Raw genomic sequence first — 25481 nt, 5'->3', positions numbered from 1 at the left:
GTTACGTCAGACGTGACGCGCGATCAGATCAACGATCGCGATTCCACAACGCGCCGAGCACGAAGCCGACCGCCACCGCGATCAGCACGCCCTGGATCGGCTGGTTCGCGACAGCCAGACGGACGTTGTCGACGGTCTGTCCGTAGCTTTGCTGCAAGTTGCCGTATGCCTGCCGCACTTTGCCTTCGACTTGCGTGCTTTCATCGCCCGTCAGCGCGCCGACCGCGTCCTGCACCTTGCCGACGACGCGTTGCGCCGTGCCTTCCACTTGATCCTGCACCATGGTGCCTCCCTTTCGGTTGAGCGGTTTCTCGTGAGGTCCTTCAGAGTCCGGTTTCGCCGGAACGCACCTGTACAGCACGTCGCGTGCCCAGTGCATCAGGCCGGACCGATCAGGCCTGTGACCGCGTCGATCAGTTCATCGATGGAAAGCGGCTTGCGCCGGAATTGCGCGTGCGGATGTTCGAGCACCGGCGCGTGGGCTGCCGCGCTCATCAGGATCACGGGCACCGCGCCGAGCCCGTCGCTCGCGGCGAGCTGCCGGATCAGCTGGACGCCGTCCATGTGCGGCATCATCCAGTCGGTGATAACGAGCGCGGGCGGATTGGCGCGCGCGACGTCGAGCGCCGTGCGCCCGTTGGATGCGGTCACGACCTCGTAGCCCTCCATTTCGAGGACGAGCCGCCACGTGGTCAGAATGTCGAATTCATCGTCGACGACGAGGATCTTTTTCATGCGCGCGCGCCGGGATCCGCCACCGAGAGTGCGGGCGCCACCGACGGTTGCCCGGACAACAGACCCGTCGTGCCGATGAAGCCTTCGCTGACATGCAGGCCGCGCGCATCAATCGTGAGGCGGCGGATCGCGGAATCGTGCGGGCCCTCGCGCTGCTTCACGATCGACACCATGCGATAGAGCGCGGAGTTCGCCTCCACATAGCGCATGAGCACGATGTTCTCGGTCAGCGCCGACGCGCGCAGCGTCGCGGGCAACGTCGCATCGCCGAAGAGCGGCAGCTCCTCGGTGAGAAGGGTCGTCACGCCCGCATCGCGCAGGCGGTGCGTGAGCGCGTTCAGGAAGAGCCCGAAGCGCTCCGTGCGATTCGCGGACTGATGAAATCCGTCGATGCCGTCCACCACGAGGCGCGACGCGTTCGTGTTCCGGACCGCGTTCATCAGCTCGACGGCGAGCTCGTCGATCGCGAGTTCGACGGCCGGATGCCAGTGGATCGACAGGCGCCCTTCCGCCACGGCCGGCGCGAGATCGATGCCGACCGAGCGCGCTTTCGCGAGGAGCCGCTCGGGCGATTCGTACAGCCCGAAATACACGCAACGCTCGCCGCGATCGACGCCCGCCTGAAGAAACTTGAGCGACAACAGCGTTTTGCCGATGCCCGACGGCCCGATGAGCGTGGTCGTCGAGCCGCGCACGACGCCGCCGCCGAGCATCTGGTCGAAATCGGAAAAGCCGAAAGCGAGCCGGCTGCTGAAGTCGGGCATGCCTTCGGCACTGGCAGGCGTCGCCTCGATGCGCGGGAAGGTCACGAGACCTTCCTGGGTGATCTTGAAAAAATGCTTGCCGAGCAGATGATCGCGGGCGCGCAGCTTGTGGACTTCGATCTCGCGGGCGCGGCGCATGCCGGTGTTGTAGCGGTTCAGCTCGATCAGCCCGTCGACGAGCGTGTGCTCTGGATGCGGCTCGTTGCCGGACAGCGGCGCGAGGATTAGCGTCGTGCAGCGGGCGGCGTTCACGAACGCGGACAGTTCGTGGATGAACTGCGAGAGTTCGAGCTCCGTCGAACTGAATTCGCGCGCGCTGCGAAAACCGTCGATGACCATGAAGCGCGGCCGGCTCGATTTGATGGTCGACGCGATCAGCGCGAGGAAACCGGACAGCCCGTCGCGCATCAACTCGTGATAACCGGAGACGAAGAGCATCCGGTTGGAGATCGCGTCGGCGTTGTAGAACGAGAGCGCCTTCAGGTGGGACAGCAGCTTGGTGTGCGATTCGGCGATCAGCGTGATGTACAGCACCATGTCGCCCTGAGCGACGCGGTGAAAGCCGATCTGCGAGGAAAGGATCGTCTTGCCCGCGCCCGCCATCCCTTCGATCAGATACAGGCCGCCTTCGACGAGGCCGCCGCCCAGGATGTCGTCCAGACCCGCGACGCCGGTCGTGACATTGCCGTCCGTGGCGGCCGTCTGCCTCGGTTGATCGGTGGGGAGTTTGTCGTCTTGAGTCATGGCATTTTCGTTTTTACTTGGGCGATCCGGCATTTTTTGCGAAGGCGCATTATGGCTGACTCCCGGCAAGCTGTGGCTGCATGCCGTGCCTGTCATACCTTTGCGCACGTGTTTCGCGGCGCGTGGCGCCTTTGCGCACCGTCGCTACGAGATTCAAAGGCATGCCGGAAGCCACGCTGCGGAGTGAACGTTTCAGGCTCGCATTTTTCACGCCTGAGCGCGTGCGATGCTTAGGCTGGTTGCGTGGAAACAGGGAATCTTTGAGAACCTTCTCATGGGCAAGTGACGTGAAGGCTGGTGGAATAGCGAGCTATGCCGTAGCCGCGTCTCGCTTTCGGCGGCTCCTTTCCGGCGCTCGAGCGCCATCCTGACCGTTCCCTAGCCATGTTTCGTTCACACCCGATTTCGGGCGCTTTCGCGCTCGTTGCCTGCCTTTTATCTTTTTTTGCTGTCAGCGCCGGTACGGTACACGCCGTCGAGCCGCTGCCCGACGCGCGCATTCTGTCGGCGGCGCCGTTCGTCTTTAAGGGCGACCGCGAAATTTTCTCGCGCATGAGCGCCGAGCCGTCCGACGCGCGTATCTTCAGGCCGCCGCAATCGTTGCGCAGCGCCGACGAGCCACACCTGAACGAGCGTCCGAAGCGCCAGTCGATGATTTGATTCCACGCAATTCCGATTTTCGAATAGCGCTTTGAATCGCCTGGCATTAACGGCTTGGCGCCACCATAATCCTTTCCGGGCGACGTGCTTTGCCGTTACGGAAAATCGCAATGAAACGCCTGGTGATTGCGAATATCGTGCTGATCTTGTCCGGTCTTGCTGGCCCGCTCGCGCAGGCGCTTGCGGCCGGCGATATGCGTGCGGACGCATCGTCGAATATGCCGGAGGGCGCGGCGGCGAAGAATGGCGATGTCGCGGAACTCGAGCATCTGACTGCCGCCGGGAAAATCACCGAATTGCGCAAGAGTTTCAATGGCAGTTACGGCGCGAGTCTTTCGTATTTTCCCGAGCAGATGACTTATTACGCCGCGCTCTTTCAGCAAAGCACGATCTGGCGCGTTTTCAAAACGCAAAATGACGGACGTGCCGAAGCGGTGTATTTTGATTTCGCCAAGACCTCCATGACCCTCGCCGATGCGGAAATCAAGCGCATCAAGCTCGAAGCCGAAAAAGCCTATGCCGACAGGCAGATTGCGGCTCAGCAGGAGCGCGCCGGCCGGCTGCAAGCGGATCTCGACATTGCGCGCGCGCAGCAAGGCCAGGTGACGAGCTACCAACAGGAGCAGCAGAATGCGGTCCGCGAACTGCGCACGGAACAGGCGGCCGCGCAGGCGCAGCTTCGCGCGCTGCAACTACGTGTGCAGGAACTACAGAAACAGGCCGACGGTGATCTTCCCGCCCCCGCCAGATAGGCGCATTGCCACGCATTCGGTGCACTTTAATTTGGGAGTTGTCCGCTTAAACCGCGATGGTCCGCCACGCTACAATCGCGCAGCTTTTGGATGGCTTACGAGCAATGAACACATCCGAAACCGATCCACGAATCTGCCTGCCTCTTTCAGGATGAGTCCGAGCCTGAAAATGAGGCGCGCTCAGCGCCACCGCGCTATGGAATTGACCTGCATGAACACCAAGATGATCACGAAAACCCTCGCCGTTAGTCTTACCGCCGTCGCTGTACTTGCGGGCTGTTCCTCGACGACCGGGCCGGCTTTCAATATCAGCGAGATTCAAACGTCGAATGGGCAAAAGGCGTTTCGCGCCGAATGCTTCGGACTTTTCGAAAGTGGCAGCGCATGTATGACCGCCGCTCAGAAATTGTGTGGCGACAAGAACGTCGCTTTGCTTCAGACCGCCGCAGGGACGAGTGCACCGAGCGACCCGCGCGACGTGATCTTCACGTGTGCGACGCCGGCGCAACCTGCCCCTGTGACGCCGCCGCCCGCGCCGCAGCCGGCACCGGCACCCGCACCGCGCAAGGTCGTGCTGGATGGGCAGACGAACTTCGCATTCGATAGCGCTGCCCTGACGCCTAAGGCGAAGGTCATTCTGGACAAGATCGTCAGCGAATCGCAGGGTACGAAGTTGGCGTCGGTCACGGTCGAGGGGTACACGGATTCGACCGGCCGGGATGCGTATAACGTCAGTCTGTCCCAGCGCCGTGCGCAGTCCGTACTCGACTATCTGAAGGGACGCGGCCTTGACGCCTCCAACTTCTCGGTGAAGGGTTACGGCAAGGCGAACCCGATTGCGTCGAACGCGACGGCTGCGGGCCGCGCTGAAAACCGTCGTGTGGAAGTGACGCTCACGCCGTAATAGCCGCCGCACGGCATCAAAGGAAAAGCCCGCGAACCGTCAAGTTCGCGGGCTTTTCGCATTGTGCGCCGAATCCGCGCAACTCAGAAAAGCGCGAGCTGCTCGCGCCCCGGTCCGCCTTCCAGCGTGAGCAAGTGCCGCTTGCGCTCCACGCCGCCCGCATAGCCGGTGAGTTCTCCATCGACGCCGATCACGCGATGACACGGCACGATGATCGCGACAGGATTGCGCCCGTTCGCCCCGCCGACGGCCCGCGATGCGCCCGCTGGCAAACCGAGCCGGCGCGCGAGATCGCCGTAGGTCCAGGCATCGCCGAAAGGAATCTGCCGCAGCGCATTCCATACCTGCTGCTGAAAAGTCGTGCCGCCGAGCCGCAACGCGATCGAAAATTCAGTGCGCGCGCCCGCGAAGTATTCGTCGATCTGCTCGCGCGCTTCGACGATCACGCGCGAGCGAGGCGCCGTCTCGGACAGCGTCGGCTCGGACAGGCCGCCAGGAAAATGCTTCTGGCCGACGAAGAAGAGTCCCGTCAGACAGTCGTTCTCGGCGCGATACAGAATGTGCCCGAGCGGGCTCGGGCCGACATGACATTCGATCACTTCGCATCCCCGCACGGCCAATACGACGAAACCATTGTAGGGCGCGTCAGATGAAGGGATTATCGGCGGTGCCGGACGGCGCGCTCGGCTCGTCCGGCAGCTTCGCGGGCAGCGACGCATCGTTTTGCAACGCGTCGACGATCGCGCCGAGCGCCTTGTGCAGCGCGAGCGCGTTCGCGAGACCGGCCTTGTCGCGCGTGATCGTCAGATCGCCGCTGACCGACAGGCGCTTCACGCCGTTCTCGATGTTGATCGCGTCACCCGCGATGTTCATCACATCCGTATCGTTGGCAAAGGGCTTAAACACCTCGCAATCCTCCAATTCGTTTGTCTTTCAGGCCGTCCGGAATGCCGGGAAACGTGAGGCCGCTCATCGTTTCGAGTTCGCGCACGGTCTTCATCGTATACGTGTTCGTCGGCGCATTTTCGACGATCACCGCGAACGCGACCTGACGCTGCGGCAAGTAGACGACCTTGTACAACTGCGTCGGCACGAACACGCGCGATTCGCCGATCGTTTGCAACTGGCGTCCTGAAAAAAGCGGTCCGGTGACGACGTAGGCTTCGCCCGATTCTTCCGTCAGCCTGCGCACCGCTTCCTCGATGCGCGACCAGATGCGCCGGTTGTTCGACGGATCTTGCGGCACGATGTTCGCGAGCGAGAACGATTCGGCCATGCCTTTCTGGCTTGCGCGATCGCCCGCGGGACTCATGTGGCCGCGGTCGTAACCGCTCTTCTTGTAGTCGGCGAGCTGCGCGCTCTCGCCAGCCGGCAAACGCTTGTCGACGAAAAAGCGATTGGTGCGCGTGTTGCTCTTCGCTTCATCGACACTTTGCGAGGTCAGATGTTCCGCCGACCAGAGCGGCCCTTTCGTGATGCCGGAATGAAGCAGCGCAAAGTCGGAATAGCAGATTTCCTGCGTCGCCGCGCGCATCTTCGAATTGACGACGACCGGCGCGCGGCCATTTGGGCTGAACTGTGGGCAGTCGCTCGCGAATGCGCCGGCACATACGAAACCGATGAGCGCGGCGGCGAATGCCTTGATGCGGAATTGCATGCGTTGAAATCCGGGCTGAATGCGATGCTTGAAAGAGCGCGCCGCGTTGCATCCTTGCGCAGCGCGCGGGGCCGAGAAGTATAAGCTGACAGGCAAGTGAACGCGCGTGAAATAGAGGCGCGCTAGAATGCGTCGGCCCGCCGTCATTTCGAAATGAAACATGAATTCAACGCGCAGCAAGTCCGTCGTCCGATCCTTGATGTCGTGTCTCGCGATGCTCTTCGCCTTGCACGCGCATGCCGATGAACCCGCGCCGCCGCCGGGCAACGACGGCCCCGCGTATGGCCCCGAACTGCAGGGCTTCGACTATCCGTATCCGGTCGCGCGCTTCTCGCTGACGTCGCAACGTCAGGTCGTGCGCATGGCGTATATGGATGTGCATCCGCTGCATCCGAACGGCCGGACCGCCGTGCTTCTGCATGGCAAGAACTTCTGCTCGGCGACATGGAAGCAGACCATCGAAACCTTGAGCGACGCGGGCTATCGCGTGATCGCGCCGGATCAGATCGGCTTTTGCAAATCGACGAAACCCGAGCGCTATCAGTACAGCTTCCAGCAGCTCGCGCGCAACACGCATGCGTTGCTCGCGGCGCTCGGCGTGTCGAAGGCGACGCTCATCGCGCATTCGACGGGCGGCATGCTCGCCGTGCGCTACGCGCTGATGTACCCGCGCGAGACCGAGCAGCTCGTGCTCGTGAATCCGATCGGACTCGAAGACTGGAAAGCGAAGGGCGTGCCGTCGATTTCGATCGACGACTGGTATGCGCGTGAGTTGAAGACCAGCGCCGACGGCATCCGCCGCTACGAGACGAACACGTACTACTCGGGCCAGTGGCGCGCCGATTACGAGCCGTGGGTGCAGATGCTCGCGGGCATGTATCGCGGGCCGGGCAAGGACATCGTCGCGTGGAATTCGGCGCTGCTGTACGACATGATTTACACGCAGCCCGTCGTCTACGAATTCGACCAGTTGAAGACACCGACGCTGCTGCTCATCGGCGACAAGGACACTACCGCAATCGGCAAGGACTTCGCGCCGCCGGAAATCCGCTCGACGCTCGGCCGCTATCCCGATCTCGCGAAACTGGCGAAGGAGCGTATCGAGGGCGCGAAGCTCGTCGAGTTTCCGGAGCTCGGCCATGCGCCGCAGATGCAGGACCCGACCGCCTTCCACAAGGCGCTGCTCGATGGCCTCGCCGCCATGAAGCCGCTATCGAACTGACTCGGCGCACGCCGCGCGCTCGATCGCGGGCACCTGAACGGACAGCGTGATGCCGCGCGCCACCATGAAAATCGTAAGCGCGAGCCACAGTCCGTGATTGCCGAGCGATCCGGCGAGCGCCCACGCCGCGAAGAGAAAGACCGCGAGCGAAACCGCCATTGCTTTCATCAGCTCGTGCGTGCGCGTGGCGCCGATGAACACGCCGTCGAGCTGAAAGCCCGCGACGGACGCGAGCGGCAAAATCGCGGCCCACGGCAAAAAGCGCAGCGCTTCATGCCGCACGACGGCCTGATCCGTCAGCGCGCCGATGATCCATCCGCCGCTCACCCAATAGACGATCGAAAAACCCGCCGCGCCGATCGCCGACCAGAGCATCGTCACTTTCACGGCCTGGCGGAACGCATGGCGGTCGCGCGCGCCGGCCGCCGCGCCGACGAGCGCTTCCGCGGCGTGCGCAAATCCGTCGAGCCCGTAGGACATGAACGTCTGGAAGTTCAGCAGGACGGCGTTCGCCGCGAGGACGGCATCGCCCTGACGCGCACCGAGATGCGCGAACCAGCCGTACGACCCGAGCAGGCAGATCGTGCGGATGAAAATGTCGCGATTGATCGCGACGAGCCGGCGCATCGCGTGGGCATCGAACAGCGTGCGCGGCGCGAGCGGCGGCAGGCCGCGCGGACGCCGGTGCCACAGTATCGCGAGGCCGAGCGCGAAGCCGCAGAAATCCGCGAACGCGGTCGCCGCGCCGATACCCGCGATGCCCCAATCGAGCCGATACACGAATAGCAGCACGGCGACGATGTTCACCAGATTGATGAAAATCTGCGTGACGAGCGCGAGCCGCACGCGCTGGCAGCCGAGCAGATACCCCAGCACGACATAGTTGCCGAGCGCGAATGGCGCGGCCCAGATGCGCGCGTGGCAATACGCGCGCGCGGTGTCCTGCACGGCCGCGCTGCCGCCCAGCGCGACGAGCGCATAACGGATCACCGGCACCTGCAGCGCGAGCACGGCTACGCCGATCGCGAGCGCGAGCAGCATCGCGCGCAGCACGCTCGCGCGCAACGCATCGTCGTCGCGTGCGCCGAACGCCTGCGCGACGAGACCCGTCGTGCCCATGCGCAGAAAGCCGAAGCCCCAGAACACGAAGCTGAACACGAGACCGCCGAGCGCGACGCCGCCCAGATACTGCGGACCGTCGAGATGGCCGGCGACGGCCGTATCGACGGCGCCGAGAATCGGCTGGGTGAGATTGGCGAGGACGATCGGAAACGCGAGCGTCAGCACGCGCTTGTGCCAGTGCATGGAGACTGCATTCATTCGATCGTGTGAGGTGGTCTGCAAAAGCAAGCGCGTCATTGTCCGCACACCACGCGCGCCGCGCAACGTCGCACGAACGCCGATAATGCGCGTCATGAAAACATTCACGCTCTATGTCGTCACGGCCATCGCCGAGATCGCCGGCTGCTATTTCCCTTATCGATGGCTCAAGGCGGGCGGCTCGCCGTGGCTCGTCGTGCCGGGCGCGCTGTCGCTCGCGTTGTTCGCGTGGCTGCTGACACTGCACGATACCGCCGCGGGGCGCATCTATGCGGCGTACGGCGGCGTGTATATCGGTGTGGCGATCGCGTGGCTATGGGCCGTCGACCGCATCCGGCCGACGGCGTGGGATCTCACGGGCGCGGCGATCGCGCTCATCGGCATGGGCGTGATCGCGTTTCAGCCGCGCGTCTGACACGATTCGGCATCACCCTTCACGCTTCGAGCGCGAGCAGCGCGAACGTCGCGAGCCAGTGCTCGCCCATGTAATCGCCCGCGACGTGCGCGATTCCCGAAGCCAGATGCTCGCCGGCGCTGGCTTCGAGCACCGCGATGCGCGCATCGCCTGCCGGCAGCGCCCGCGCAATCGTGCGCTGGCACCAGGCGCGGCTGAGGTTCAGGCCGTCGAGATGCGCGAGCTTGCCGTCGCTGCGATCGGTGACGGTCGCGGGCGTGAAAAGCGTCGCGGGTTCGCGCGCCGCGATGCGCGGCAGGAACCGGTCGAACCAGCCGACGAAGCCATCGCCCGGCAGCACGTGGCGCATCAGCACCGCTTCCATCAGCGACGGCGACAGGAATTCGTCGCCCGCCGGCTCCCACGCCTGGCAGCCTGCATCGTTCCCGAACCAGCGCAGCGCCGTCTCGCTCAGCATGCGCTCGAAGTCCGCGTTCCGCGCGATGCGCGCATAGCCGATCGCCAGCGTCAGCGCGAACGCCATGTTGAAGTGCGTGCCGACGCGCAGCGGATACGTCGATTTCGGCAGAAATTCCTCGAAACGCGCGACGAAGGCATCGGCGAGCGGCTGGAGCGTGCGGGCCCAGCGCCCGCCGTCGTCGGACTGCATCGAGCGAAGCTGACCCGCGAGCGCGAGCAGCCACGCCCAACCGTAGGGCCGCTCGAATCCGCGCGCGGCCGGGCGCCGCAGGTACGCGACTTCGGCTGCGACGTTCGCATCGGTGAAATGCGCGTCGATCGTCGCGCGGATACGCTCTGCCTCCGGCAAGCCGGGAAAAAGGTCGTGAAGGCGCGCGATCAGCCAGTAGCCGTGCACGCAGGAATGCCAGTCGAAGCTGCCGTAGAAGATCGGATGCAGCGCGCGCGGGCTTTGCACGTCGGCTTCGCCCGCCATTACGTGATCGAGCTTGTTCGGATATTCGCGTGTCAGGTGGCCGAGCGCGACCTGGGCGAACTTCGACGCGAGCGCGGCGTCGAGCGTGATCGGTTGATGCGGGTTCATACGGTCCTCTTGGTGCGAATCGTGATCCCGAGACTTTATCGACAAATAGTCAGCGAAATCTCGAATCAGGGTAATTACTTAGTACGACGGCAGCGGGAGCGCGCCGCAAGCCCGCAAAACGGCAGCGAAATGCTTTCACGACAAGCCTGAGCGAGCGCCGGACGCCATCGACGGCAAACGGTCGACACGGAATTTCGCATGTCCCGACCGCGCGCTCTCTGCCGAACCGTCGTATAAACTTGCGCCCGAACGCCGCCAAGAGCGTTCGCACCGGGGTCACGAGCCCCGGCAAACGCCATCCAGACAGTGACCAAGAGCCCAGAAAACAACATGACCGACATTCACGCTTATTCCCCCGAGGACACCCGGCGCCGCGTTTTCGCGATCGTCGGCGCCTCGTCGGGCAACCTCGTCGAGTGGTTCGACTTCTATATCTACTCGTTCCTCGCGCTGTATTTCTCGGCGGCGTTCTTTCCGGGCGGCAATCCGACGGTGCAGCTCCTGAACACGGCGGGTGTGTTCGCGGCGGGCTTCCTGATGCGTCCGATCGGCGGCTGGCTGTTCGGCCGCATCGCCGACAAGCACGGCCGCCGCAACGCGATGATGATCTCCGTCCTGATGATGTGCGGCGGCTCGCTCGTCATCACCTTCCTGCCGACCTACGCGACGATCGGTGCGTGGGCGCCGTTCCTGCTGCTGATCGCGCGGCTGTTCCAGGGTTTGTCGGTCGGCGGCGAATACGGCACGAGCGCGACCTACATGAGTGAAGTGGCGCTGCGCGGCCGGCGCGGCTTCTTCGCGTCCTTCCAGTACGTGACGCTGATCGGCGGGCAGCTTGCCGCGCTGCTCGTGCTCGTGATCCTGCAACTGTTCCTGTCGACGGAAGAGCTGAAGGCGTGGGGCTGGCGCGTTCCGTTCTTCATCGGCGCGTGCGCGGCGCTGGTTTCCCTGTATCTGCGCCGTTCGCTCGACGAAACCTCGACCGCCGAAACGCGCGATCGCAAGGAAGCGGGCACGCTCAAGGGCCTGCTGCAGCACAAGGGCGCGTTCATGACCGTGGTCGGTTTCACGGCGGGCGGCTCGCTGATTTTCTACACGTTCACGACCTACATGCAGAAGTACCTGGTCAACACGGCGGGCATGCACGCAAAGACCGCCAGCAACGTGATGACCGCCGCGCTCTTCGTCTATATGCTGTTGCAGCCGTTGTTCGGCGCGTTGTCGGACCGTATCGGGCGCCGTGCGTCGATGCTCTGGTTCGGCGGCCTCGCGACGGTCTGCACGGTGCCGCTGCTGCACGCGCTCTCCACCGTGACGAGCCCGGTCATGGCGTTCGTGCTGGTGGTCGCGGCGCTCGCGATCGTGAGTTTCTACACGTCGATCAGCGGTCTCATCAAGGCGGAAATGTTCCCGCCGGAAGTGCGCGCGCTGGGCGTCGGCCTCTCGTATGCGGTCGCCAACGCGGTGTTCGGCGGCTCGGCGGAATTCGTCGCGCTGAAGCTGAAGTCGATCGGCAGCGAATCCACGTTCTTCTGGTACGTGACCCTGATGTGCGCGATCTCGCTCATCGTCTCCTGGCGCATGCTCGATCCGAGCAAGGAAGGGTATCTGCGCAACGAGCCCTGAACCGGCTGACGCCATGCGGATGACGGCGACACGGCCGCCGTCCGCATCGCTTGCCGATGAAGGTAGTATGGTGTTTTATGCGGTATGTAGGCGACGCACCGGTTACGGTGCACGATCACAACGAGAGAAGCGCGGGAACCGGATATGCATGCGCGCGCAGCCGCCGCGCGCAATGCCGGTGCGCACATTCGGGCGCGTCGGTCTGCGTGGAGCCTGTTCATGGAAGATTTCGACGAAACGCTGTTCCTTGTCTGGCGCGCCAACCTGAACGTTCTGGTCGGCTCGCCGGGAGGCGCTGGACGCCTCGCGCGCATGATGAACTTCTCGCCGACGTTCATGAAGCTCATCGTCGCCGGTCAGCGTGATTTCAATGAGGAGTTCGTGCGCGGCATCGAGCTCGTCACGGGCCTGCCGCCGCACTGGATGGACGAACGCCGCGCGAGCGACGAAGTCCCGCCCGACGTGCAGCGCGCGATGGACGAAGAAACGCCGATGGCCGTGTTCCGCGGCACGGCCCATCCCGCGCCGAAGCGCTCGGTGCTGCGCGGCCCGGAGCCGCTGCTTTCGCAAACCGAGGCGACGCGCCGCGTCGCCGATCTCGCCCAGCAACAGGCCGAGGTGAACCGCCGCGACCTGCTGTTTCGCAAGAATCGCGAACTGCTGTCGCAGGATTTGCGCCGTCTGGAGCGTCAGCTCGGGCTGCTGCAGGTCGACGGGATGCAACCGAAAGTCGATGAACTGCTTACCTCGGATCGCATGAGCGAAGCGGCGAAGGCCGATCTGACCGGGCGTCTCGAACAGATCGACAAGCACGTGAAGCTGTTACATCAGCATGTCGAGAAACTGGTGGCGCTGCTGTCGAGCCCGGACGAGCCCGAACTGGGCGAATGATTATTTTTTCTTGCCGTCCTTCGGAGCTTTCGGCTCGGGATGCACGGCGATCGGATCGCTCGCGGGGAAGGTCTCTTCCAGCGCTTCATCGAGCAAATCCTCTTCGTTCAGTGCGGGCGGCTGATCCCGCTTTGAACGTTCCTCCCGGTTGGCTTTCTTCATGGTGCGCTCCGTGATGCGAGGTCATCGAGTCATCGTCGATTCAATATAGCAGTCCCGGCACACCCGCGCAGTCAGCCGTCGCGACGGTAATCGGCGGGGCGCACGCCCGTCCACTTTCGAAAAGCGCGCCGGAATGCGCTCGGCTCCGCGAAGCCGAGCGCGTCGGCGATCTGCGCAATCGTCTCCTGCGTGTGCGCGAGACGCGCGATCGCGAGATCGCGTCTCAGCGCGTCCTTGATCGTCTGATACGTCAGCCCTTCCTGTTTGAGGCGCCGCCGCAGCGTCGCTTCCGCCATGTTCAGCGCCGCCGCGATGTTCTCGGCCTCGGGCCAGTCCGTCGGCGCGGTCTGCTTCAGACGCGCCTTGATGCGCGCCGCGAGCGAATCCGGATTGCGATATTTCACGATGAAGTTCGCCGGCGCGTCGCGCAGGAAGCGCCTCAGCGTCGTGCTCGTCTGCACGACCGGCAGCGCCGCGCAGTCGGCCGACAGATCGACGAACGAGCGCGGCGCGTCAAAGCGCAGGTCGTCGCAGAACATGAGGCGGTATTCGTCGCTCGCGTGCGGTTCGGGACAGCGCAGATGCGCCGCGAGCACCGGAATGCGCCGCCCGACCAGCCAGCACAACAACCCATATACGAGGATGAAGCCGGTCGCGTAGGCGAACATCGACTTGGGCGCGGCTTTGTCGTCGAGCCAGATGCGCACGCGCTGTTCGTCGATATCGGGCGTGAAGGTGAGATCGTCGAGCACGAGGCGCAGGAAATTCGCGATGCGCGCGAGCGCCTGCGCGCCGTCGCGTGCGGAAAGCGCCGCATGACACAGGAGCACGAAGCTGCCGCGGCGCATCGGATGCGCGTCCTGGCCGAAGAACTCGTCGTCGAGCGCGTCGGCGGTGGCATTCCACAGCTTGCCGTATTGCACGGGCGACACGCGTGCGCGCGGCGAATCGAGCGTCGCCGGGGCAATGCCCGCAGCGGCCAGCAAGCCCTCGCGCGCGACGCCGCGGGCCTCGGCGCAGTGCAGCGCGGCTTCGACGAGACTGACCGAAATCGAATCGCGCTCGATGTTGCGTCCGTGAGTTGGGGTTGTCACTAGGTGGCCAAAGCGCTCAGTTAGCGTGATCGTTTTGGGCATCGGCTAATGTCCGGCGATTGCCTAGACTCGTAGCCGGACGGCCCATCCGCCACGCGGGCGGCGGCCGGAAAGTTTAAACGATGCGTACCGCGCGCCGCGCCGCGCAAGCCCCATTCAAACGAAATCGAAACATGATCGACGCTTTCCTCACCGAAGAGCAGCGCATGATCCGCGACGCGGCTCGCCAGTTCGCCACCGAAGTGCTCGCGCCGAACGCGGGCCAGTGGGACAAGGACGCAGCCATTCCCGACGCCGTCGTGAAGCATCTCGGCGAGCTCGGCCTGCTCGGCATGATCGTGCCCGCCGAACTCGGCGGCACATTCAGCGACTACATCGCCTACGCGCTCGCGATGGAAGAGATCGCCGCCGGCTGCGCGTCCTGCGCGACGCTGATGAGCGTGCACAACTCCGTCGGCTGCGGGCCGATCCTCGCGTACGGCACCGACGCGCAAAAGGCCGACTGGCTTCCGAAGCTCGCGAGCGGCGAGATCATCGGCGCGTTCTGTCTGACAGAGCCGCAGGCGGGCTCCGAGGCGAACAACCTGCGCGTGCGCGCCGTCGAAAAAGACGGCACGTGGGTGCTTTCCGGCAGCAAGCAGTTCGTCACCAACGGCAAGCGCGCGGGCGTGGCGATCGTCTTCGCGGTCACCGATCCAGAGCAGGGCAAGCGCGGCATCTCGGCGTTCATCGTGCCGACGAATACGCCCGGCTTCAACGTCGGCGCGCCGGAGCACAAGCTCGGCATCCGCGCCTCCGATACCTGTCCGATCACGTTCGACGATTGCGCGATTCCCGCCGCGAACCTGCTCGGCAAGCGCGGCGAGGGCCTGAAGATCGCGTTGTCGAATCTGGAAGGCGGGCGCATCGGCATTGCGGCGCAGGCGCTCGGCATCGCGCGCGCGGCTTTCGATGCGGCGCGCGCGTATGCGAGGGAGCGCGTGCAGTTCGGCAAGCCGATCCAGGAACATCAGTCGGTCGCGAACATGCTCGCCGACATGCAGACGCAGATCAACGCCGCGCGCCTTCTTATCCACCACGCGGCGCGCATGCGCACGGAAAGCGTGCCGTGTCTGTCGGAGGCGTCGCAGGCGAAGCTATACGCATCGGAAATGGCGGAGCGCGTGTGTTCCGATGCGATCCAGATTCACGGCGGCTACGGCTACTTGCAGGACTATCCGGTGGAGCGTCACTATCGCGATGCGCGCATCACGCAGATCTATGAAGGCACGAGCGAAGTGCAGCGGATGGTGATCGCGCGCAACGTCTGAAGACCTATAAACGGAGACGCAATGAATCGAGCCCAGGCATTCATCGAAGCACGAGACTTTCTGTTTGCGCATCGCACCGATTACGACACCGCGTATCGCGAGTTCGAGTGGCCTGTGCTCGATCGCTTCAACTGGGCGCTCGATTATTTCGATCCGATGGCGCGCGGCAACGATGCGCCCGCGCTGCATATCGTGAACGAAAGCGGCGGCGAGACGCGTCTATCGTTCGCGCAGATGAGCGAGCGTTCCGCGCGCGTGGCCAATCACTTGCGCAGCCTGAACGTGCGGCGCGGCGAGCGCATTCTGCTGATGCTGCCGAACCGCGTCGAGCTATGGGAAACGATGCTCGCCGCGATGAAGCTCGGCGCCATCGTCCTGCCCGCGACGACGCAGCTCGCGAACGCGGACTTGCGCGACCGCATCGCGCTCGGCGGCGTGCAACATGTGATCGTCGATGCAGCGGAAACGCAGAAGTTCGATGGCATCGACGTGCCCGGCCTGCGCATCGCGGTGGGCGGCGCGATGGAAGGCTGGCTTGCCTATGAAGCGGCTTACGGCGCATCGCCGGAATTTAATTCGGATGCCGAAACGAAAGCGAACGATCCGTATCTGCTGTACTTCACCTCGGGCACGACGTCGAAGCCGAAACTGGTCGCGCATACGCATCAGAGCTATCCGGTCGGCCATCTGTCGACGATGTACTGGATCGGCCTGCAACCCGGCGACGTGCACTGGAACATCAGCTCGCCTGGCTGGGCGAAGCACGCGTGGAGCTGCTTCTTCGCGCCGTGGAATGCGCAGGCGTGCGTGTTCATCTACAACTTCAGCCGCTTCGACGCGGCGCGCACGCTCGATGCGCTCGTGAAGCACGAAGTCACCACGCTGTGTGCGCCGCCGACCGTGTGGCGCATGCTCGTGCAGGAGCCGCTCACCGCGTATGACGTGAAGCTGCGCGAGATCGTCGGCGCGGGCGAGCCGCTCAATCCGGAGATCATCGAGCGCGTGCAGGCCGCGTGGGGCTTGTCGATCCGCGACGGCTACGGGCAGACCGAGACCACCGCGCAGATCGCCAACACGCCGGGCCAGCGGGTCGTGCCGGGCTCGATGGGCCGTCCGTTGCCGGGTTATCGCGTGGCGCTGCTCGATCCGGACGGAAACGCCGCGGAGGAGGGCGAAATCGCGCTCGCGCTCGATCCGCCGCCGCTCGGCCTGATGACCGGTTACGCGGGCAATCCGAAGGCCACCGAAAACGCGATGCGCGGCGGTTTCTATCGCACGTCGGATGTGGCGGCGCGCGGCGCGGACGGTTACTTCGTCTACGTCGGCCGCGCGGACGACGTGTTCAAGTCGTCGGAGTACCGGCTGAGCCCGTTCGAGCTGGAGAGTGTGCTGATCGAACACGATGCGATCGCGGAAGCGGCTGTCGTGCCGAGTCCAGATCCGCTGCGTCTTTCGGTGCCGAAGGCGTTTGTCACGCTGCGTCACGGTTACGCCATCGGACCGGAGCTCGCGAAGAGCGTGTTCGCGTTCTCGCGCGAGCGGCTCGCGCCGTACAAGCGAATCCGCCGGCTCGAATTCGCGGAATTGCCGAAGACGATTTCCGGCAAGATCCGCCGCGTCGATCTGCGCAGGCAGGAAGCGGCGCGCACGGAAGCCGGCACGCGCGGCGAGTTCGAGTTCTGGGAAGAAGATTTTCCGGAACTGCGTCAGACGAGCAAGGCGGACTGAACGCATGAGCACGCAAGGGCTGTTGCGCGACACGCCGGAAGTCGCCTTCGAAATCGTCAATCGGGTGGCGATCGTCACGCTCGACCGGCCGCATGCGATGAACGCGCTGTCGCACGACATGATCGCGCTGCTCGCCGATTGTTTCGCCACCTGCGCCGAAGACGATGCCATCCTCGCGGTCGTTTTACGCGGCGCCGGTGACAAGGCGTTTTGCGCGGGCGGCGACGTGCGCAAGCTGTATCACGCCGTGCGCAACGATCCGCATCACGCGACACCGTGGCTGAAATTTTTCATCGACGAATATCGGCTCGATTACACGATCCATCGTTTCGCGAAGCCGGTCATCGCGCTGATGGACGGCATCGTGATGGGCGGCGGCATGGGCCTCGCGCAAGGCGCGGCGCTGCGCATCGCGACCGAGCGCACGCGCATGGCGATGCCCGAAACGCGCATCGGACTCCTGCCCGATGTCGGCGCGACGCACTTCCTGCGCGTGCTGCCACGCGATCTCGCGCTGTACGTCGGCCTGACCGGTGCGAGTCTGTCGGGCGCGGATGCGAAGCGCATCGGGCTCGCGGATGAATGCGTGCCGTCCGCTTGGCTGCGCGGCTTCATCGAGCGTCTCGAAACGGTGCGCTGGCACGACGCGCAAGATGCAATGACGCAGTTGAGGCGCGTGTTCGTGCCGAGCGCGAACATCGAGCGCCACGCGCCAGTCGACGAACTCCGCGCGCAGATCAGGCGTCATTTCACCGCGTGCGCGACAGGCGGCGCGGAACGCATCGCGGCGTCGCTTGCCGCCGATGCGGACAACGAATGGTCGCGCGCGACGCTGGGCACGCTCGAACGCCACTCGCCGACGATGCTCGAGGTGACGTATCACGCGCTCTTGCGCGGCCGTCAGATGTCCCTTGCGGATTGCTTTCGCATGGAGCTGGGCGTCGTGTATCGCGCGATCGACGACGGCGATTTCGTCGAAGGCGTGCGCGCGCTCATTATCGACAAAGATCAGCGGCCTCGTTTCGCGCCGACGACGCTCGCGCAGGTGCGCGCCGAGCGCGTGCAGCACTTTCTCTCATCTCCGTGGCGTAAAGAGATGCATCCGCTCGCGGAGCTGTGCGCATAATCTCCAGACGCAATTCGCAAGCAATTGTTTCCGCGGCGAACTGTGTGAATGTCCGACGGGTCGAAGCTGGCTCACCGTTCATCGGACATTCAAGAGGAGGAACCGACCATGCCGAACCGTAAGTCACCGATTCGTATGTCACATCGGGCGCTTCTGTCGGCCGGCATCGCATTCGCGCTGATCGCACCGGCCGCGTCGCACGCACAGATCAACCTTCAGCAATTCGGCTTCGGCAGCGGCAAGTCCGAAGCCGCCGCCGGCGCGAACGGCGCGGCGCAGCCTTCGGCGCTGACTTCGCTCGTGCAGAACTATCTCGGTGCGAACCAGCAGGTGCTGTCGGGGCAGTCGAGCCTCGCGTCTGCAATGGGCATGTCGAGTGTCGCGAGCCAGGCGCAATCGGCGGCTGGCTTGTTGTCGGGCGCATCGGGCGGAAGCGGCGTACCGAGCACGAGCGTGCTGTCGCAGCTCGGCGGCACGCAGCAGAGCGTTTCGCAATCGTTGATGCAGGCAATGACCAGCGGCGCGGCCACGCCACCCACCGCCGCGAGCAAGAAGACCTTCACCGAAGGCCTCGCGTCGCTCGGGCAAGGCGTAAAGCAGTACGCCGGCCTGCAATCGGATCTCGGCTCCGTGTCGAACTCGATGAATATGTCGTCGCTGCTGCAAGCCGGTTCGAACCCGGCGACCGCACAGGCCGCGACCTATATCGCGCAATCCGCGCCGGGACAGTTGCAGTCGCTCGTGCAGACGCTCACGCAAGCGGTGCAATACGCGAAGACGAACGGCATTTCCGTGCCGTCCATCGCGACTTCGGCGTTGACCGGCGCGAAGTGATGTGACGCGTCGAACGCGCGCGTAAAACGAAAGCGGCGTGGCTCTACTTCGAGCCACGCCGCCTTTTTGTTTGCGGGGTCATGCGTTCTTCAGCCGGCCGCCTGGCGCATCGCCAGGCGCCTCAGTAAAGGGAGGGCTTGCCTCCGGCGCGACTCGCGCGACAGCGGCGGGAGATACGCGATATCGGTGACGTCGGCAAGTTGCGCGTGCGGATCGGCATCGAGCACTTCCAGCGCGGGCGGCTCGACGGGCTCGGCCTCGACATGCTCTGTTTCGACAGGCTCGGGTTTTTCGACCGCGATGCCGAGCGAAGGACGCACGTCTACGCCGCGGGCACGCGTTGTGTAACCGGCATCGGCCAATAGGCGTTCACGCGATTTCCAGTATTCGCGCGCAGAGGAAGGCATGGAATGCGTCGACACATATTCGATCACGATCTCATAACCGCGAACTTTCGGATAATTCAACAGCAATTTGCCGGAGCGAATATAACGAATGTAGTGGTCGATTTTCTTCGTGAGCAAATCCTGGTGTTCCCGTTCATCGCGCCAGTCGAGCTCGTCGAAGAGCCCGACATATACACGCTTGAAGAGAATGTTCACTCCGATGTAATCGATGGCGTCCACGTCGCGCAAAGACATGGTCAATCCCCTGCGCCCTGAATCGGGCAAGTATCAAAGGTTTGTATTGTAGCGGACCTTCACTGCCCGATTATCGTGAAACACGCTATTTAATCGGAGAAAATCTTATTTTCGTAAGAATCCTAATTCGCCAATTAAGCGCAATCTGATTGCCGCAAACAAATGCGACAAAATGCGAATCTATTTATCAATCACGTCCGCCTCCGCGATGCATCCGCGAGATCCGCAGCCGATGTGGGTTTGGCGACTTCCTCGTTAGTCATCGCTTCGACTTGCGGCAGCGGCGGCTGCTCGTTGATCCACGCATTCAGGATCGTCGACGTGACCGCGAGAATGACGGGACCGATGAACAATCCGACTATGCCGAACGCGAACATGCCGCCGAGCACGCCGGAGAGAATCAGCAGCATCGAGAGGTTCACGCCGCGCTTGATGAGAATCGGCCGCAGGAAGTTGTCGAGCATGGCGATCATGATCGACCACACCAGCAGCAGCGATCCCGCGATGTGCGCGTCGTGCCAGAAGAGATAGGCGACGCCGCCGAGAAGCGGCAGCAGCGGGCCGATCTGCGCGAGACACAGCATCAGCATGACGGCCGTGATGATGCCCGCCGCCGGCACGCCCGCGAGCGCGAGCCCGATGCCGCCTAGCGCCGACTGCGTGACCGCCGTCACGACGATGCCGAGCGCCACCGCGCGAATCGCGAGGCCGGCGAGCTTCACGGCTTCCGCGCCGCGCTGCGCGGCGATGCGCGTCGCGAAGCGCACGACGAAGCGTCCCGCCGCCTCGCCGTTCATATACAGAATGCCGGAGATGACGATGGTGATCAGCATGTGCATCACGAACACGCCGACGACGGCCGCATGCGAAAGCATCCAGCGTGCGGCGATCGTCACATACGGTTCGAGCTTCGCGAGCAGGCCGCCGGGGCCCGCGTCCGAGAGCGTCTGCCATTCCTTCGAAACCCGCGCGCCCGCGAGCGGCACATCGTGCACCCAGTTCGGCGGCGGCGGCAGGGCATAGCTCGGCAGGCTCTTGATGGCGGCCATGATGTCGGCGCCGTGCACCGCGAGCGTGGAGATAGCCGAATAGAGCGGCAGCACGATGACGATCAGCAGGATGAGCAGCATCACGGTGGTCGCGATCCAGCGGCGGTTGCCGCAGCGCCGCTGCACGGCGAGCATGAGCGGCCAGGTCGCGACGACGATCGTCGTCGCCCAGATGAGACCGGGCAGGAACGGGCGCAGCACGTAGAGGCTGCCGACCGTGAGCGCGGTCAGGATCGTGATGACGAGCAGGATGCGGGCGATATCCACCGGCTGGCGGGGATTCGGATTCGGCTGCCCGTTGGATAGGATTGGCATGATGCGTCCGGATGAAAGTGAGGGTCGATGCCGCAACAGGAAACATCGAGACGGCGCGCAACGAGCGCTACACGAACGATAAGCGAGCGATAAGCGAAAGCCGGCGATCCGGCAAGCCGCTTCCGGCGTGACGGGCGCAATGATAACGGCATCCAATCCATACTACTAAAAATCGTCACGCGCCTGCCCATGAAATACCCTTCTTCGCATGCGTGGCGCATCGAACGGGTGCTTCGATGTTTGCTGGAAATGCGTTATTAAATTGCCTATTCTTTTTGCGGGCGCAGAAAAGAGCACGTTATGCTCCGCCGCAACCAACGAGGACGATACAAGAACGATTTGAGAGACTGTCATGGCCGGTTTTTCCCGCACTTCGCTCGTTCCGCTCATTGTTGCCTTCGGTGCTTTCGGGATCGTGACATCGCCCGGAATTCAGGCCGCCGACGAAGTCCAGAACGCCAACACGACGCAAGCCTCGCCGGTTCCATCGACGTTGCGGCCGATCTCGCAGCAGCAACTCGACAGCGCCGCGGGCGACAGCGCGTCGTGGCTGCACTCGAACGGCTCGTATGCCGAAACGCGCTACGCACCCGCGACGCAGATCAACACGTCGAACGTGGCGAAACTCAAGCCCGCGTTCATCTTTCAGACGGCGGTCATGGAGTCGATGGAAACCGCGCCGATCGTTTCGAACGGCGTGATGTTCCTCACCACGTCCTACAACCACGTCTATGCGATCGACGCGGTCACGGGCAAGGAGTTCTGGCATTACAAGCACAAGATGGGTCCGGTCACGACCTTCTGCTGTGGTCCGAACAATCGCGGCGTCGCGATCTCGGGCAACCGGCTCTTCATGGGCACGCTCGATGCGAAGCTCGTCGCGCTCGATGCGAAGACCGGCAACGTGCTCTGGTCGACGCAGATCGCCGATCCGGAAGAGGGCTATTCGGAGACGATGGCGCCGGTCGTCGTCGATGACAAAGTGCTGATCGGCACGAACGGCGGAGAGTACGGCATACGCGGCTTTGTGAAAGCGTTCGACGCGAACTCGGGCCAGTTGCTGTGGACCTTCTACACGATTCCCGACACGGGCAGCGAAGGCGTCTGGGCGGAGAACGATGCCGTCGGCCGCAACATGAAACGCGACATCGCCGCGGAGAAGAAGACGCTCGCGGACAAGGGCACGGATTTCACGAAGACGCTCGGCGGCGGCGTGTGGATGGCGCCCGCGATTGATCGCCAGACGCGCACGGTGTATTTCGTGGTCGGCAATCCGTCGCCGGATCTCTATGGCGCGATTCGCCCCGGCGACAATCTCTATACCGATTCGCTCGTCGCGATCGAGCTCGATACCGGCAAGTACAAATGGCACTACCAGTACATCGCGCATGACGTGTGGGATCTCGATGCGGCGAGCCCGCCGATTCTCGTCGACGTGAAGGACAAGAACGGGCAGATGATTCCCGCCATCATCCACGGCGGCAAGACGGGCTTCGTGTATGTGCACGACCGCCGCGACGGGAAAATCATCCGCATCTCCGATGCGATGGTTCCGCAGGAAGGCGTCTGGACCCTGCCGACGCCCACCGGCGCGCGCATGCTGCCGGGCGCGAACGGCGGCGTCGAATGGTCGCCGATGGCGTTCAGTCCGAAGACGCGCATGGCCTACGCGGCGAACCTGCATCAGCCGATGACGTATCAGGTCGAGGAAGTGGCGTATCCCGGCGGCAAGCTGTGGCTCGGCGGCGCGTTCAAGGTGATACCGTCGGAGCAGCAGTGGGGCAGGCTCGTCGCGGTGAATGTCGATACCGGCAAGATCGCGTGGGGCTTCAAGACGGAGCAGCCGCTGATCGGCGGCGTGCTCGCGACCGCGGGCGGGCTCGTGTTCAACGGCGAAGCCAACGGGCTCTTCCGCGCCTTCGACGCCGCCAACGGCCGCAAACTGTGGGAGTTCCAGTGCGGCGCGGGCGTCAATGCGCCGGCGGTGTCGTACATGGTGAACGGCAAGCAGTACATCGCGGTCGCGGCCGGCGGCAACACGCAGATCGATGCCAAGCGCGGCAACAGTGTGATGGTGTTCGCGCTGCCCTGATGAAGACACGCGCGATCCGTGTGCGTATCTGGCTCGTCTACGCGCTGTGGATCGTCGTGTGCCTGCTGTTGTCGCTGCCGTCGTTGTCCCGCGCTGCCGACGCGGCCGCCGCCGCAGCAGCGAAGGCGGCCATCTGCACGTCGTGTCACGGTCTCGGCGGCAACTCCACGACGGGCGAGTATCCGTCGCTCGCGGGACAGACGTCGCGCTATCTCTATCTGCAGTTGCGCGATTTCAAGGCGGGCCGCCGCAGCGACCCGCGCATGTCCCCGATGGCCTTGAATCTCACGCCCGAGGACATGCACGCGCTCGCGGATTACTTCGCCGCGCAAAAGCCGATCGCCACCGATTTCAAGGCGGACCCAATCAAGGTCGAGGCGGGCAGGAAGAAGTCCGAAGAAATTCTCTGCACGATGTGTCATCTCGGAGGCTCCTCGGGGCAGAACGAGATTCCTCGCGTCGCGGGGCAGCAGTATCCGTATATCGTCAAGCAGTTGCAGGACTTCCGCGACAGGAAGCGAACCAACGACGCGGGCAACATGACGAGCGTATCGAAGAACCTGACGGACGCGGATATCGAGAATCTCGCGAACTACATTGCGAATCTGCAATGAAAGCGCTCGTCTTGTCGATGATGCTGGTTTGCGCGGCCGCTCACGCCGAACCCGACACCTACACGCTCAACGAACAGTTGCTCACCGCGACGCGCGCGGGCGACCGGGCGGCCGTCACGCGCCTCGTCGACGAAGGCGCGGCAATCGACGCGCGCAACCGCATCGGTGACACGCCGCTCATCAGCGCGTGCAAGAAAGGCCTGACGGCGATGGCGCGCATGCTGATCGAGCGGGGCGCGAACGTGAATCAGGCGGACGTGCAGGGCATCACGCCGCTGATGGCCGCCGCCTTCGATGGCAACGACGAAATCGCCGCGCTCCTGCTCGCGCATCATGCCGATGCCGCCGCGGCCGACCGCATCGGCAAAACCGCGATCGAGTACGCCGCCGGGCGCGGGCATACGGCCATCGTGCAGCGTCTGCTCGATGCGGGCGTCGATGTGAACGCGGCGTACCGGAATCACCTCACGGCCCTGATGTGGGCGGCGGGCTACGATCAGGAAGACACCGCGTCGATGCTGCTCGCACGCGGCGCGCGACGCGATCTGCGCGACGATCGCGGCATGACGGCGAAGGACATCGCCGAGCAGACCGGCTCGACGCATGTCGCGGCGTTGCTGTCGAAGGGCTGAACCTTACGCCCTCAGGATTCGTTGTCCAAACTGTTGCGCGCCGCCATCGGGAAAGAGCGCCGCACGTGCCTGCCGCGGATCGATGCCGAAGGTCTCGCCCGCCGCGCTCGCGATGACCGCATCGAGCCCGATCGTCGGCTTCAGGTCGCGCGCCTGATACAGCGATGCCGCAGCGAGTCCCGGCCAGTCCGCGAGCACGCGTCCGCCGGCCACCGCGCCGCCGACGATCATCGCCGCCGACGCCGTGCCGTGATCCGTGCCGCCCGTGCCATTCGCCGCCGCCGTGCGGCCGAACTCGGTCGCGACCAGCACTGTCGTGTTGGCCCAGTGAACGCCCAGGCCATCGCGCAGGGCGGCGAGCATCGCGTCGAGCGCCTTCAGTTGCGTGGCGAGGCGCGGATTCTGCGCGCTGTGCGTGTCCCAGCCGCCCGTTTCGATCATCGCGATGCGCGGGCCGTCGGGCTTGCTCAGGAAAGTCGCCGCGAGCTTGCCGAGGCTCGCCGGATTCTGGCGCGCGCCCGCATCGGCGGCGAGACCACGCGCCTGCATCGCGGCCTCCCATAACGAATGAAGTTGCGCATCGCCCGCGTAGAGCTGCGACACGCGCGCGATGAGATCGTCCGGCGCCTGGGGCAGCGACGACGGCGCATACGACGTCACTTCCGCGCGGCCGCGCAGCGCGAGCGGCACGGTCGGCGCGAACGCGATGGCATCGGTGCGCGGCGCGGGCAGCATCGCGAGCAGGCGGTTCATCCAGCCGTCCTTCAGCCGATACGGCGCGGCGCCGCCCGTTTCGAGCACGTTCTGGCCGTCGAAGTGCGAGCGCTCACGATACGGCGACGCCACCGCGTGCACGAACAGCGCCTCCTTGTCGCGATACATCTGCGCGGTCGCCGCGAGCGACGGATGCAGCGCGAAGGTGCCGTCGAGCTTCGTCGCGGTCGATGCGTCGATGGCGAGCGGTCCGCGCGCCGCCGCATAAGCCGGATCGCCATACGGCACGACGATGTTCAGCCCGTCCGCCGCGCCGCGCTGGATCACGAACACGAAGCGGCGGTCGGTTTCGGCGGACGCGAACACGAGTTGCGGCGCGACGAGCATCGCGCCGGCGCCCGCGCCCGCGCACCACAGGAATTTGCGACGCGTCAGCAT

27 protein-coding genes are annotated in these 25481 nt (G+C 64.3%); 14 read left to right on the top strand and 13 right to left on the bottom strand.

Annotated elements, in window-relative coordinates:
• Positions 1-28: 28 nt before the first annotated feature.
• From AWB75_RS25215 to AWB75_RS25205, 3 genes are all read right to left on the bottom strand, one after another.
• The gene (locus AWB75_RS25215; RefSeq protein ID WP_061126764.1) at positions 29-283 is read right to left on the bottom strand and encodes a CsbD family protein; all 255 of its coding nucleotides are present in this window, start codon (positions 281-283) and stop codon (positions 29-31) included.
• Positions 284-378: 95 nt separating this feature from the next.
• A complete protein-coding gene (locus AWB75_RS25210; protein ID WP_061126763.1) occupies positions 379-735 on the bottom strand; it encodes a response regulator in 357 nt (118 codons plus the stop codon).
• The gene (locus AWB75_RS25205; RefSeq protein ID WP_061126762.1) at positions 732-2243 is read right to left on the bottom strand and encodes an ATPase domain-containing protein; all 1512 of its coding nucleotides are present in this window, start codon (positions 2241-2243) and stop codon (positions 732-734) included. Before AWB75_RS25205 ends, AWB75_RS25210 begins: the two co-directional genes overlap by 4 nt.
• 384 nt (positions 2244-2627) lie before the next feature.
• Between AWB75_RS25205 and AWB75_RS25200 the strand changes: the two genes are divergently transcribed.
• The 3 genes from AWB75_RS25200 (at position 2628) to AWB75_RS37770 (ending at position 4559) form a co-directional block, all read left to right on the top strand.
• Positions 2628-2903 (top strand): hypothetical protein, encoded by a 276-nt coding sequence (locus AWB75_RS25200; protein ID WP_061126761.1) that lies wholly within the window; start codon positions 2628-2630, stop codon positions 2901-2903.
• Positions 2904-3097: 194 nt separating this feature from the next.
• Positions 3098-3655, top strand: coding sequence for a DUF2968 domain-containing protein (locus AWB75_RS25195; RefSeq protein ID WP_235012225.1), 558 nt, complete (start codon positions 3098-3100; stop codon positions 3653-3655).
• 169 nt (positions 3656-3824) lie between these two features.
• Positions 3825-4559 carry an OmpA family protein gene (locus tag AWB75_RS37770; RefSeq protein ID WP_159462804.1) on the top strand — a complete coding sequence of 245 codons (735 nt, stop codon included), beginning with the start codon at positions 3825-3827 and terminating at the stop codon, positions 4557-4559.
• 83 nt (positions 4560-4642) lie between these two features.
• Here the strand turns inward: AWB75_RS37770 and AWB75_RS25185 are convergent, their stop codons facing one another.
• From AWB75_RS25185 to AWB75_RS25175, 3 genes are read right to left on the bottom strand one after another with little or no spacing between them, the layout of a single operon-like run.
• Positions 4643-5158 (bottom strand): methylated-DNA--[protein]-cysteine S-methyltransferase, encoded by a 516-nt coding sequence (locus AWB75_RS25185; protein WP_061126801.1) that lies wholly within the window; start codon positions 5156-5158, stop codon positions 4643-4645.
• Positions 5159-5204: 46 nt separating this feature from the next.
• Positions 5205-5465, bottom strand: coding sequence for a hypothetical protein (locus AWB75_RS25180; protein WP_061126758.1), 261 nt, complete (start codon positions 5463-5465; stop codon positions 5205-5207).
• On the bottom strand, positions 5458-6216 hold the full coding sequence (locus AWB75_RS25175; protein WP_061126800.1) for a DNA/RNA non-specific endonuclease: 759 nt from the start codon (positions 6214-6216) through the stop codon (positions 5458-5460). The genes AWB75_RS25180 and AWB75_RS25175 overlap by 8 nt, the downstream gene beginning before the upstream one ends.
• A 214-nt stretch (positions 6217-6430) precedes the next feature.
• Here AWB75_RS25175 and AWB75_RS25170 point away from each other — a divergent pair, with 214 nt between their 5' ends.
• Positions 6431-7438: an alpha/beta fold hydrolase gene (locus AWB75_RS25170; RefSeq protein WP_235012227.1), complete on the top strand. Its 1008-nt coding sequence runs from the start codon at positions 6431-6433 to the stop codon at positions 7436-7438.
• On the opposite strand, the gene AWB75_RS25165 is transcribed toward AWB75_RS25170, so the two are convergent.
• Entirely contained in the window at positions 7427-8758 is a 1332-nt protein-coding gene (locus AWB75_RS25165; RefSeq protein ID WP_096031704.1) for an MATE family efflux transporter, read from the bottom strand. The two genes, AWB75_RS25170 and AWB75_RS25165, sit on opposite strands and share 12 nt — an antisense overlap.
• A 94-nt stretch (positions 8759-8852) precedes the next feature.
• Here AWB75_RS25165 and AWB75_RS25160 point away from each other — a divergent pair, with 94 nt between their 5' ends.
• Positions 8853-9173, top strand: a complete 321-nt coding sequence (locus AWB75_RS25160) for a YnfA family protein (protein ID WP_061126799.1) — start codon at positions 8853-8855, stop codon at positions 9171-9173.
• A gap of 19 nt (positions 9174-9192) precedes the next feature.
• On the opposite strand, the gene AWB75_RS25155 is transcribed toward AWB75_RS25160, so the two are convergent.
• A complete protein-coding gene (locus AWB75_RS25155) occupies positions 9193-10215 on the bottom strand; it encodes a DUF2891 domain-containing protein (protein ID WP_061126755.1) in 1023 nt (340 codons plus the stop codon).
• 330 nt (positions 10216-10545) lie between these two features.
• Here AWB75_RS25155 and AWB75_RS25150 point away from each other — a divergent pair, with 330 nt between their 5' ends.
• Together AWB75_RS25150 and AWB75_RS25145 are read left to right on the top strand one after the other, a co-directional pair.
• On the top strand, positions 10546-11841 hold the full coding sequence (locus AWB75_RS25150; protein ID WP_061126754.1) for an MFS family transporter: 1296 nt from the start codon (positions 10546-10548) through the stop codon (positions 11839-11841).
• A gap of 219 nt (positions 11842-12060) precedes the next feature.
• Positions 12061-12732, top strand: a complete 672-nt coding sequence (locus tag AWB75_RS25145; protein ID WP_061126798.1) for a hypothetical protein — start codon at positions 12061-12063, stop codon at positions 12730-12732.
• Here the strand turns inward: AWB75_RS25145 and AWB75_RS38195 are convergent, their stop codons facing one another.
• Together AWB75_RS38195 and AWB75_RS25140 are read right to left on the bottom strand one after the other, a co-directional pair.
• Positions 12733-12894, bottom strand: coding sequence for a hypothetical protein (locus AWB75_RS38195; RefSeq protein ID WP_200823028.1), 162 nt, complete (start codon positions 12892-12894; stop codon positions 12733-12735).
• A 71-nt stretch (positions 12895-12965) separates the two neighbouring features.
• Positions 12966-14030, bottom strand: coding sequence for an AraC family transcriptional regulator (locus tag AWB75_RS25140; RefSeq protein ID WP_235012224.1), 1065 nt, complete (start codon positions 14028-14030; stop codon positions 12966-12968).
• A 134-nt stretch (positions 14031-14164) separates the two neighbouring features.
• On the opposite strand from AWB75_RS25140, the gene AWB75_RS25135 reads away from it, so the two are divergent.
• The 4 genes from AWB75_RS25135 (at position 14165) to AWB75_RS25120 (ending at position 18986) form a co-directional block, all read left to right on the top strand.
• On the top strand, positions 14165-15298 hold the full coding sequence (locus AWB75_RS25135; protein ID WP_061126796.1) for an acyl-CoA dehydrogenase family protein: 1134 nt from the start codon (positions 14165-14167) through the stop codon (positions 15296-15298).
• 21 nt (positions 15299-15319) lie between these two features.
• A complete protein-coding gene (locus AWB75_RS25130) occupies positions 15320-17026 on the top strand; it encodes an AMP-binding protein (protein ID WP_061126753.1) in 1707 nt (568 codons plus the stop codon).
• 4 nt (positions 17027-17030) lie between these two features.
• Positions 17031-18152, top strand: coding sequence for an enoyl-CoA hydratase/isomerase family protein (locus AWB75_RS25125; protein WP_061126752.1), 1122 nt, complete (start codon positions 17031-17033; stop codon positions 18150-18152).
• Between the two features lie 108 nt (positions 18153-18260).
• Positions 18261-18986, top strand: a complete 726-nt coding sequence (locus AWB75_RS25120; protein ID WP_407642163.1) for a hypothetical protein — start codon at positions 18261-18263, stop codon at positions 18984-18986.
• A gap of 89 nt (positions 18987-19075) precedes the next feature.
• Here AWB75_RS25120 and AWB75_RS25115 read toward each other — a convergent pair whose 3' ends face one another.
• Positions 19076-19627 carry a DUF6572 domain-containing protein gene (locus AWB75_RS25115; RefSeq protein WP_061126750.1) on the bottom strand — a complete coding sequence of 184 codons (552 nt, stop codon included), beginning with the start codon at positions 19625-19627 and terminating at the stop codon, positions 19076-19078.
• Positions 19628-19818: 191 nt separating this feature from the next.
• Positions 19819-20991 carry an AI-2E family transporter YdiK gene (gene ydiK, locus AWB75_RS25110; protein WP_143746489.1) on the bottom strand — a complete coding sequence of 391 codons (1173 nt, stop codon included), beginning with the start codon at positions 20989-20991 and terminating at the stop codon, positions 19819-19821.
• A 352-nt stretch (positions 20992-21343) separates the two neighbouring features.
• On the opposite strand from ydiK, the gene AWB75_RS25105 reads away from it, so the two are divergent.
• From AWB75_RS25105 to AWB75_RS25095, 3 genes are read left to right on the top strand one after another with little or no spacing between them, the layout of a single operon-like run.
• Positions 21344-23083: a pyrroloquinoline quinone-dependent dehydrogenase gene (locus AWB75_RS25105; RefSeq protein ID WP_061126748.1), complete on the top strand. Its 1740-nt coding sequence runs from the start codon at positions 21344-21346 to the stop codon at positions 23081-23083.
• On the top strand, positions 23083-23697 hold the full coding sequence (locus AWB75_RS25100) for a c-type cytochrome (protein WP_061126747.1): 615 nt from the start codon (positions 23083-23085) through the stop codon (positions 23695-23697). Before AWB75_RS25105 ends, AWB75_RS25100 begins: the two co-directional genes overlap by 1 nt.
• On the top strand, positions 23694-24329 hold the full coding sequence (locus AWB75_RS25095; RefSeq protein WP_061126746.1) for an ankyrin repeat domain-containing protein: 636 nt from the start codon (positions 23694-23696) through the stop codon (positions 24327-24329). Before AWB75_RS25100 ends, AWB75_RS25095 begins: the two co-directional genes overlap by 4 nt.
• A gap of 3 nt (positions 24330-24332) precedes the next feature.
• On the opposite strand, the gene AWB75_RS25090 is transcribed toward AWB75_RS25095, so the two are convergent.
• Positions 24333-25481 (bottom strand): DUF1501 domain-containing protein, encoded by a 1149-nt coding sequence (locus AWB75_RS25090; protein WP_061126745.1) that lies wholly within the window; start codon positions 25479-25481, stop codon positions 24333-24335.

Source organism: Caballeronia catudaia (assembly GCF_001544755.2).
Lineage (GTDB): Bacteria > Pseudomonadota > Gammaproteobacteria > Burkholderiales > Burkholderiaceae > Caballeronia > Caballeronia catudaia.
This window is presented reverse-complemented; position numbering and strand designations above follow the sequence as displayed.

What these genes read in the sequence shown, in the direction of transcription:
- AWB75_RS25215 (WP_061126764.1), bottom strand. Translation starts at nt 283, where the DNA reads ATGGTGCAGGATCAAGTGGAAGGCACGGCGCAACGCGTCGTCGGCAAG.
- AWB75_RS25210 (WP_061126763.1), bottom strand. Translation starts at nt 735, where the DNA reads ATGAAAAAGATCCTCGTCGTCGACGATGAATTCGACATTCTGACCACG.
- AWB75_RS25205 (WP_061126762.1), bottom strand. Translation starts at nt 2,243, where the DNA reads ATGACTCAAGACGACAAACTCCCCACCGATCAACCGAGGCAGACGGCC.
- AWB75_RS25200 (WP_061126761.1), top strand. Translation starts at nt 2,628, where the DNA reads ATGTTTCGTTCACACCCGATTTCGGGCGCTTTCGCGCTCGTTGCCTGC.
- AWB75_RS25195 (WP_235012225.1), top strand. Translation starts at nt 3,098, where the DNA reads ATGCGTGCGGACGCATCGTCGAATATGCCGGAGGGCGCGGCGGCGAAG.
- AWB75_RS37770 (WP_159462804.1), top strand. Translation starts at nt 3,825, where the DNA reads ATGAGGCGCGCTCAGCGCCACCGCGCTATGGAATTGACCTGCATGAAC.
- AWB75_RS25175 (WP_061126800.1), bottom strand. Translation starts at nt 6,216, where the DNA reads ATGCAATTCCGCATCAAGGCATTCGCCGCCGCGCTCATCGGTTTCGTA.
- AWB75_RS25170 (WP_235012227.1), top strand. Translation starts at nt 6,431, where the DNA reads ATGCTCTTCGCCTTGCACGCGCATGCCGATGAACCCGCGCCGCCGCCG.
- AWB75_RS25165 (WP_096031704.1), bottom strand. Translation starts at nt 8,758, where the DNA reads ATGAATGCAGTCTCCATGCACTGGCACAAGCGCGTGCTGACGCTCGCG.
- AWB75_RS25160 (WP_061126799.1), top strand. Translation starts at nt 8,853, where the DNA reads ATGAAAACATTCACGCTCTATGTCGTCACGGCCATCGCCGAGATCGCC.
- AWB75_RS25155 (WP_061126755.1), bottom strand. Translation starts at nt 10,215, where the DNA reads ATGAACCCGCATCAACCGATCACGCTCGACGCCGCGCTCGCGTCGAAG.
- AWB75_RS25150 (WP_061126754.1), top strand. Translation starts at nt 10,546, where the DNA reads ATGACCGACATTCACGCTTATTCCCCCGAGGACACCCGGCGCCGCGTT.
- AWB75_RS25145 (WP_061126798.1), top strand. Translation starts at nt 12,061, where the DNA reads ATGGAAGATTTCGACGAAACGCTGTTCCTTGTCTGGCGCGCCAACCTG.
- AWB75_RS38195 (WP_200823028.1), bottom strand. Translation starts at nt 12,894, where the DNA reads ATGAAGAAAGCCAACCGGGAGGAACGTTCAAAGCGGGATCAGCCGCCC.
- AWB75_RS25140 (WP_235012224.1), bottom strand. Translation starts at nt 14,030, where the DNA reads ATGCCCAAAACGATCACGCTAACTGAGCGCTTTGGCCACCTAGTGACA.
- AWB75_RS25130 (WP_061126753.1), top strand. Translation starts at nt 15,320, where the DNA reads ATGAATCGAGCCCAGGCATTCATCGAAGCACGAGACTTTCTGTTTGCG.
- AWB75_RS25125 (WP_061126752.1), top strand. Translation starts at nt 17,031, where the DNA reads ATGAGCACGCAAGGGCTGTTGCGCGACACGCCGGAAGTCGCCTTCGAA.
- AWB75_RS25120 (WP_407642163.1), top strand. Translation starts at nt 18,261, where the DNA reads ATGCCGAACCGTAAGTCACCGATTCGTATGTCACATCGGGCGCTTCTG.
- AWB75_RS25115 (WP_061126750.1), bottom strand. Translation starts at nt 19,627, where the DNA reads ATGTCTTTGCGCGACGTGGACGCCATCGATTACATCGGAGTGAACATT.
- ydiK (WP_143746489.1), bottom strand. Translation starts at nt 20,991, where the DNA reads ATGCCAATCCTATCCAACGGGCAGCCGAATCCGAATCCCCGCCAGCCG.
- AWB75_RS25105 (WP_061126748.1), top strand. Translation starts at nt 21,344, where the DNA reads ATGGCCGGTTTTTCCCGCACTTCGCTCGTTCCGCTCATTGTTGCCTTC.
- AWB75_RS25100 (WP_061126747.1), top strand. Translation starts at nt 23,083, where the DNA reads ATGAAGACACGCGCGATCCGTGTGCGTATCTGGCTCGTCTACGCGCTG.
- AWB75_RS25095 (WP_061126746.1), top strand. Translation starts at nt 23,694, where the DNA reads ATGAAAGCGCTCGTCTTGTCGATGATGCTGGTTTGCGCGGCCGCTCAC.
- AWB75_RS25090 (WP_061126745.1), bottom strand. Translation starts at nt 25,481, where the DNA reads ATGCTGACGCGTCGCAAATTCCTGTGGTGCGCGGGCGCGGGCGCCGGC.